Origin of the sequence: Brevundimonas sp. (assembly GCF_036676055.1) — a bacterium.
In the GTDB taxonomy this organism is placed as follows: Bacteria; Pseudomonadota; Alphaproteobacteria; order Caulobacterales; family Caulobacteraceae; genus Brevundimonas.
The window spans coordinates 1-5262 of sequence record NZ_JAKFDS010000034.1; the positions used below are offsets into that span (position 1 = coordinate 1).

Here is a 5262-nt window from a genome sequence, read left to right on the forward strand (position 1 = left end):
GGCTTCATCGCTCGACCACAGCCCGCCGTCATCGAGAACGTGGATCCGACGCCCTCCCCGTCGACGGGATGGGAGGAGTCTAGACCGGGGTCTTCCTATGGCGCGCTCAGGACGCTGACCCGGGAGGGATGTTGGGCGGAAACAGGAGGTTGACGGAAAACGAAAGGACGGCGGCGCATGAACTTGCAGCGCAGCAATTCCCGCTTTCGTCATCCTCCGGCGAGGCGAAGCCGCGCAGACCGGGGGATGACGAAAGGAAGGAAGGCGATCCGTCCCTCCCCATTCGCTACGCGAACAGGGAGGAGACGACGTTCTCAGCGCGTGTAGGCCGGGGGCATGGCGCCTTCGCCGCCGCCCGCATAGCGGTCGCGGAGGAGGAACTGGCGGCTGGTCGGGGCCTGTTCGGCGCCGCCGATGAAGATGGTCTCGGCGTTGCTGAGCGGCTCCAGCGGGTCGCCGGACCAGACGACCACGTCGGCCGCGGCGCCCGCGCGCAGCTCGCCGAACTGGCCGGCCATGCCGAAGATGCGGGCGGGATTGACCGTGATCGCCTCGATCGCCGACTCATACGACAGGCCGTGCGAGACGGCGTTGCCGGCGTTGTAGCGGGTCTCCCGGGCGCGATGGACCGAGCCCTCATTGCCCTTGATGGCGATGGTCACCCCGGCCGCGTCGAGGGCGGCGGCGTTCTGCATCCGCGCCGCCCGGGTCTCGAGATTGCCCGGCAGGTTGGAGATCGGGTTGAGCAGGACGGGCACGTCGGCGGCGGCGATCTGGCTCGCGACCAGCCAGCCCTCCTCGGCGCCGTCGAGGATGACCTTGACCCCCTCCTCGCGCGCCAGACGGAGCACCTGCTGGATGTCGGCGGCGCGGCGCACGGTGACGATCAGCGGCATGGTCCCATTGGCCACCGGGATCAGGGCCTCGAGGTCGGCGCGCGACAGCGACAGGTCGCGGAGGCCGGCGCGGTCGTAGGCCGCCTTGTTGCGGGCGTAGAGGCGGACCTCGGCCAGGGTTTCCTTGAACTGGGTGAACTGGGCCCCGCGCGCGCCGCCGGCGACGCCAGCGCCGGCCTCGCCGAACGGGGCGACCATGGCCACGCGCGGCTTGACGAGGATGTCGGTTCCCTCGGCCAGGTGGATGATCGCGGCCTGGCCGGCGAACAGACTGGGCGACTGGAAGCCGCCGTCGCCGACGCCGGCGAAGTCGCTGTCGTCCTGGTGGTTGTGCCCGCCCGAGCCGCCCGGATGGCTGGGGACGACGATCGCGCGGGTGATGCCGCCGAGGCGGGCCACCGGCAGGGTGAAGGACCACGGGTCGAGGCCGTAGCTGACGTCGAACGAGGCGCTGATGGTGTTGGCGCCGTTGGTCAGGTCGTCGGAGCCGCCGACGGAGGAGATTTCCGAACCGCCGAGGCCGGAGTCGACCGCCACGAAGCCGGGCGTGACCACCTTGCCGCGGGCGTCGATGACGCGGGCGCCCGAGGGGGCGGCGCCGGTCCCGACCGAAACGACGCGGCCGTTCTGGATGACGACGACACCATTCTCGATCACTGACGTGCCGGTCAGGACCCGGCCGCCGGTGATGGCGGTGAGTTCCTGGGCCAGGGCGGGCGAGGCGATGACGGCCGCCGAGGCGGCGGCGAGGATGAGGGTCCTGAGGCGCATCAGCGGGCTCCCTGGGTCACGTCGGCGGCGGAGACGCCATAGCCGGGCTGGCCGAGCTCATAATCAGAGACCGGCTGGTAGGCGGGATTGAAGCGATCGAAGGCGAGGCCGCCGTCGATGAAGACCTGATCGGCGCGGGCGTAGACGCTGAACGGATTGGCGCTCCAGATCACCACGTCGGCGCGCTTGCCGGCCTCGAGCGAACCGGTCTGGTCGGCGATGCCGAGCGACCGTGCCGGGTTGAGGGTGATCCACGAAATGGCGCGCTCTTCCGGGATGTCCATACCGATGCGGCGGCCGGCGGCGAGGGCGGCGGCGGCTTCCTGGTTGAGGCGCTGGGTCAGTTCGGCGTCGTCGGAGTGGATGACGGCGCAGGATCCGGGCGGCGCGTCGACGAGGGCGGCGTTGGCCTCGACCCCGTCGAGGCTTTCCATCTTGAAGCCCCACCAGCCGGTCCACATGTCGGCGCAGATGCCTTCGCGGGCCAGCAGGGGCGCGACCTTGTAGGCCTCGACGGCGTGGTGGAAGGCGGTGATTTTATAGCCGAACTCCCTGGCCACATCGATCATCACGGCCATTTCGTCGGCGCGGTAGCAGTGGTTCTGGATCAGCACCGAGCCGTCGAGAACGCCGGCGAGGGTTTCCAGCTGGAGGTTGCGGGTCGGAGGCGAACCCTCGCCGTCCTCGCGCCACTTGTCCCATTTGGCCTTGTATTCGCGGGCGGCGATGAAGGCGGCGCGGTAGCCGGCGACATTGCCCATGCCGGTGGCCGGCGAGCTGTTGCGGCCGCCGTAGACGCGGCTGGGGTTCTCGCCGCAGGCCATCTTCAGGCCGTAGGGGGCGCCCGGCATCTTCATACCCTGCATCGTCACCGAGGGGATGTTGCGCACGGTGACGCCGCGGCCGCCGAACAGATTGGCCGAGCCGGGCAGGATCTGGAGGGTGGTGACGCCGCCGGCGCGGGCGGCGTTGAAGCCGGGGTCCTGGGGCCACAGGCTGTGTTCAGCCCAGACCTGGGCGGTGTTGGGGTTGGTGGCCTCGTTGCCGTCGCTCATGCCCTGGACGCCGGGCGAGGGATAGACGCCGAGGTGGCTGTGGGTGTCGATGACGCCGGGGGTGACGAAACGGCCGCGGGCGTCGACGGTGCGGTGGCCGGCCGGAATCGGGGTCGAGGCCCCGCCGACGGCGGCGACGCGACCGTCGGTGACGATGACCACGCCGTCAGCGATGCGCTGGCCGGCGCCGGTGAAGACCGTCCCGCCGACGATGGCCATGTTCTCGCGCGGGAGGCCGCGATAGGTCGAGGGGAAGGGATCGGGATTGGCGGCGGCGTCGAGGCCGCGGGCGAGCGGCTCGCGCGCTTCGTCGGACGCGTCGTCCGATGACGGCGTGTCGGCGCCGCCCGTCGTGGCGCAGGCCGAGAGGGCCAGAGAACCCGCGAGCACGCAGGCGAGGACGGCGAGGCTGGGACCCCGCGGGCGGTTGACGGTCATCGGACGCTCCCCTGATGCGCCGGCGGCGCAGAACGAGGGGGGGATTACAAGGGCCTCTGCGGCGTCCCGACAAGGCCGGAAACATTACAAACCGGTAAGGCGGCTCCGGAGCTCTTCATCGGACAGATCCGCCACGGAGATCATCTTGGTGCGCGACTGGCCGCCGCGGTCGAGCGCGACCGAGGATTTCGGCACGCGCAGGGATTTGGCCAACAGTTTGATCAGGGCGGTGTTGGCCTCGCCCTCGACCGGGCGGGCGCGGACGCGGACCTTGAGGACGGGCCGGCCGTCGGCATCGACGTCCCAGCCGTCGATGCGGTCGGCGGAGGCGCCGGGGGTGAGGCGGACGGGGAGGCGCGCGGCGTTGCTCATGCCCCTCCCCGCGCGACGTCCTAGCCGAGCGCCTTCATCAGCTCCGGCACGGCGGTCTTGTAGTCCGCGACCCAACCGAAGTCGGCGACCTGGAAGATCGGGGCGTCGGCGTCCTTGTTGATGGCGACGATGATCTTGGAGTCCTTCATCCCGGCGAGGTGCTGGATGGCGCCCGAGATGCCGATGGCGATGTAGAGGGCCGGGGCGACGACCTTGCCGGTCTGGCCGACCTGGTAGTCGTTGGGGGCGTAGCCGGCGTCGACGGCGGCGCGCGAGGCGCCCACGGCGGCGCCCAGCTTGTCGGCCAGCGGGTCCATGACGGCGTGGAACTCTTCGGCCGAGCCCAGGGCGCGGCCGCCGGAGACGACGATCTTCGCCGCGCCCAGTTCCGGACGGTCCGACTTGACCATCTCTTCGGAGACGAAGGCGGTCTTGCCGGCGTCGGCGCCCGCGACGGTCTCGACGGAGGCGGAACCGCCTTCGGCGGCCGCGTCGAAGCCGGTCGGGCGCACGGTGATGACCTTCTTGCCGTCGGAGGACTGGACCGTCTCAAGGGCGTTGCCGGCGTAGATCGGGCGCACGAAGGTGTCGTTGGAGACGACCTCGATGATGTCCGAGATCGGGGCGACGTCCAGCTTGGCGGCGATCCGGGGCATGAAATTCTTGCCGTCGGTGGTGGCCGGCGAGAGGATGGCGTCATAGCCGGCGGCGAGGCCGACGACGGTCGCCTCGACGGCCTCCGCCAGCTGGTGGCCGAGGCCGGCGCTTTCGGCCAGCAGGACCTTGCGCACGCCGGCGATCTTCGCCGCGGCGTCGGCGGCGGCCCTGGAGCCCTGGCCGATGACGAGGATGTCGACCTCGCCCGACAGCTTCAGGGCGGCGGTGACGGTCTTGTGGGTGATGTCGCGGACGGTATCCCCGTCGCGGTCGGCGATGACGAGAACGGCCATTACAGGACCCCCGCGGTCTTGAGTTTGGCGACCAGATCGGCCGCGTCGGTCACCTTGACCCCGGCCGAGCGCTTGGGCGGCTCGGCGACCTTGAGCACCTTGAGGCGCGGCGCCGTATCGACGCCGTAGTTGGCGACCGCCTTGATGGCGATCTCCTTCTTCTTGGCCTTCATGATGTTGGGCAGGGAGGCGTAGCGCGGGGTGTTGAGGCGCAGGTCGACGGTGACCACGGCCGGGAGGGTCGCGGCGAGGGTCTGCAGACCGCCGTCGACTTCCCGCGTGACGGTCGCTTTGCCGTCGGCGATCACCAGCTTGCCGGCGAAGGTCGCCTGGGGCCAGTCGAGCAGGGCGGCGAGCATCTGGCCGACGGCGTTGTTGTCGCCGTCGATCGACTGTTTGCCCATCAGGACGAGGTCAGGCTTCTCCTCGTCGACCACGGCCTTGAGCAGTTTGGCGACGGCGAGGGGCTCGAGGTCGGCGTCGGACTGGATCAGCAGGCCGCGGTCCGCGCCCATGGCCAGGGCGGTACGGATGGTCTCCTGGGCCTGGGTCACGCCGATGGAGACGACGACGATCTCGGTCGCCGTGCCCGCCGCGTGATGCTCCTTGCCTTCCTTGAGCCGAACCGCTTCCTCGACGGCGATTTCGTCGAACGGATTCATGCTCATCTTGACGTTGGCCAGATCGACGCCGGTCTGGTCCGCCTTGACGCGGGCCTTGACGTTATAGTCGATCACCCGTTTGACGGGGACGAGTACCTTCATTGCGCTGTCCATGAGA

At 70.0% G+C, this 5262-nt stretch carries 5 protein-coding genes; all 5 read right to left on the reverse strand.

Going from position 1 to position 5262, the window contains the following annotated elements; all coding sequences use genetic code 11:
• Window positions 1-314 precede the first annotated feature (314 nt).
• Entirely contained in the window at window positions 315-1667 is a 1353-nt protein-coding gene (locus V6M45_RS06175; protein WP_332654764.1) for an amidohydrolase family protein, read from the reverse strand.
• A complete protein-coding gene (locus tag V6M45_RS06180; protein ID WP_332654766.1) occupies window positions 1667-3160 on the reverse strand; it encodes an amidohydrolase in 1494 nt (497 codons plus the stop codon). The genes V6M45_RS06175 and V6M45_RS06180 overlap by 1 nt, the downstream gene beginning before the upstream one ends.
• A gap of 84 nt (window positions 3161-3244) precedes the next feature.
• A complete protein-coding gene (locus tag V6M45_RS06185; RefSeq protein ID WP_332654767.1) occupies window positions 3245-3532 on the reverse strand; it encodes a DUF167 domain-containing protein in 288 nt (95 codons plus the stop codon).
• A gap of 20 nt (window positions 3533-3552) precedes the next feature.
• The gene (locus V6M45_RS06190; RefSeq protein WP_332654768.1) at window positions 3553-4482 is read right to left on the reverse strand and encodes an electron transfer flavoprotein subunit alpha/FixB family protein; all 930 of its coding nucleotides are present in this window, start codon (window positions 4480-4482) and stop codon (window positions 3553-3555) included.
• Entirely contained in the window at window positions 4482-5246 is a 765-nt protein-coding gene (locus V6M45_RS06195; RefSeq protein WP_332654769.1) for an electron transfer flavoprotein subunit beta/FixA family protein, read from the reverse strand. Before V6M45_RS06195 ends, V6M45_RS06190 begins: the two co-directional genes overlap by 1 nt.
• Window positions 5247-5262 lie beyond the last annotated feature (16 nt).

Excerpts from the sequence above, each read along its gene's own strand:
- V6M45_RS06175 (WP_332654764.1), bottom strand. The coding sequence starts at position 1,667 with ATGCGCCTCAGGACCCTCATCCTCGCCGCCGCCTCGGCGGCCGTCATC.
- V6M45_RS06180 (WP_332654766.1), bottom strand. The coding sequence starts at position 3,160 with ATGACCGTCAACCGCCCGCGGGGTCCCAGCCTCGCCGTCCTCGCCTGC.
- V6M45_RS06185 (WP_332654767.1), bottom strand. The coding sequence starts at position 3,532 with ATGAGCAACGCCGCGCGCCTCCCCGTCCGCCTCACCCCCGGCGCCTCC.
- V6M45_RS06190 (WP_332654768.1), bottom strand. The coding sequence starts at position 4,482 with ATGGCCGTTCTCGTCATCGCCGACCGCGACGGGGATACCGTCCGCGAC.
- V6M45_RS06195 (WP_332654769.1), bottom strand. The coding sequence starts at position 5,246 with ATGAAGGTACTCGTCCCCGTCAAACGGGTGATCGACTATAACGTCAAG.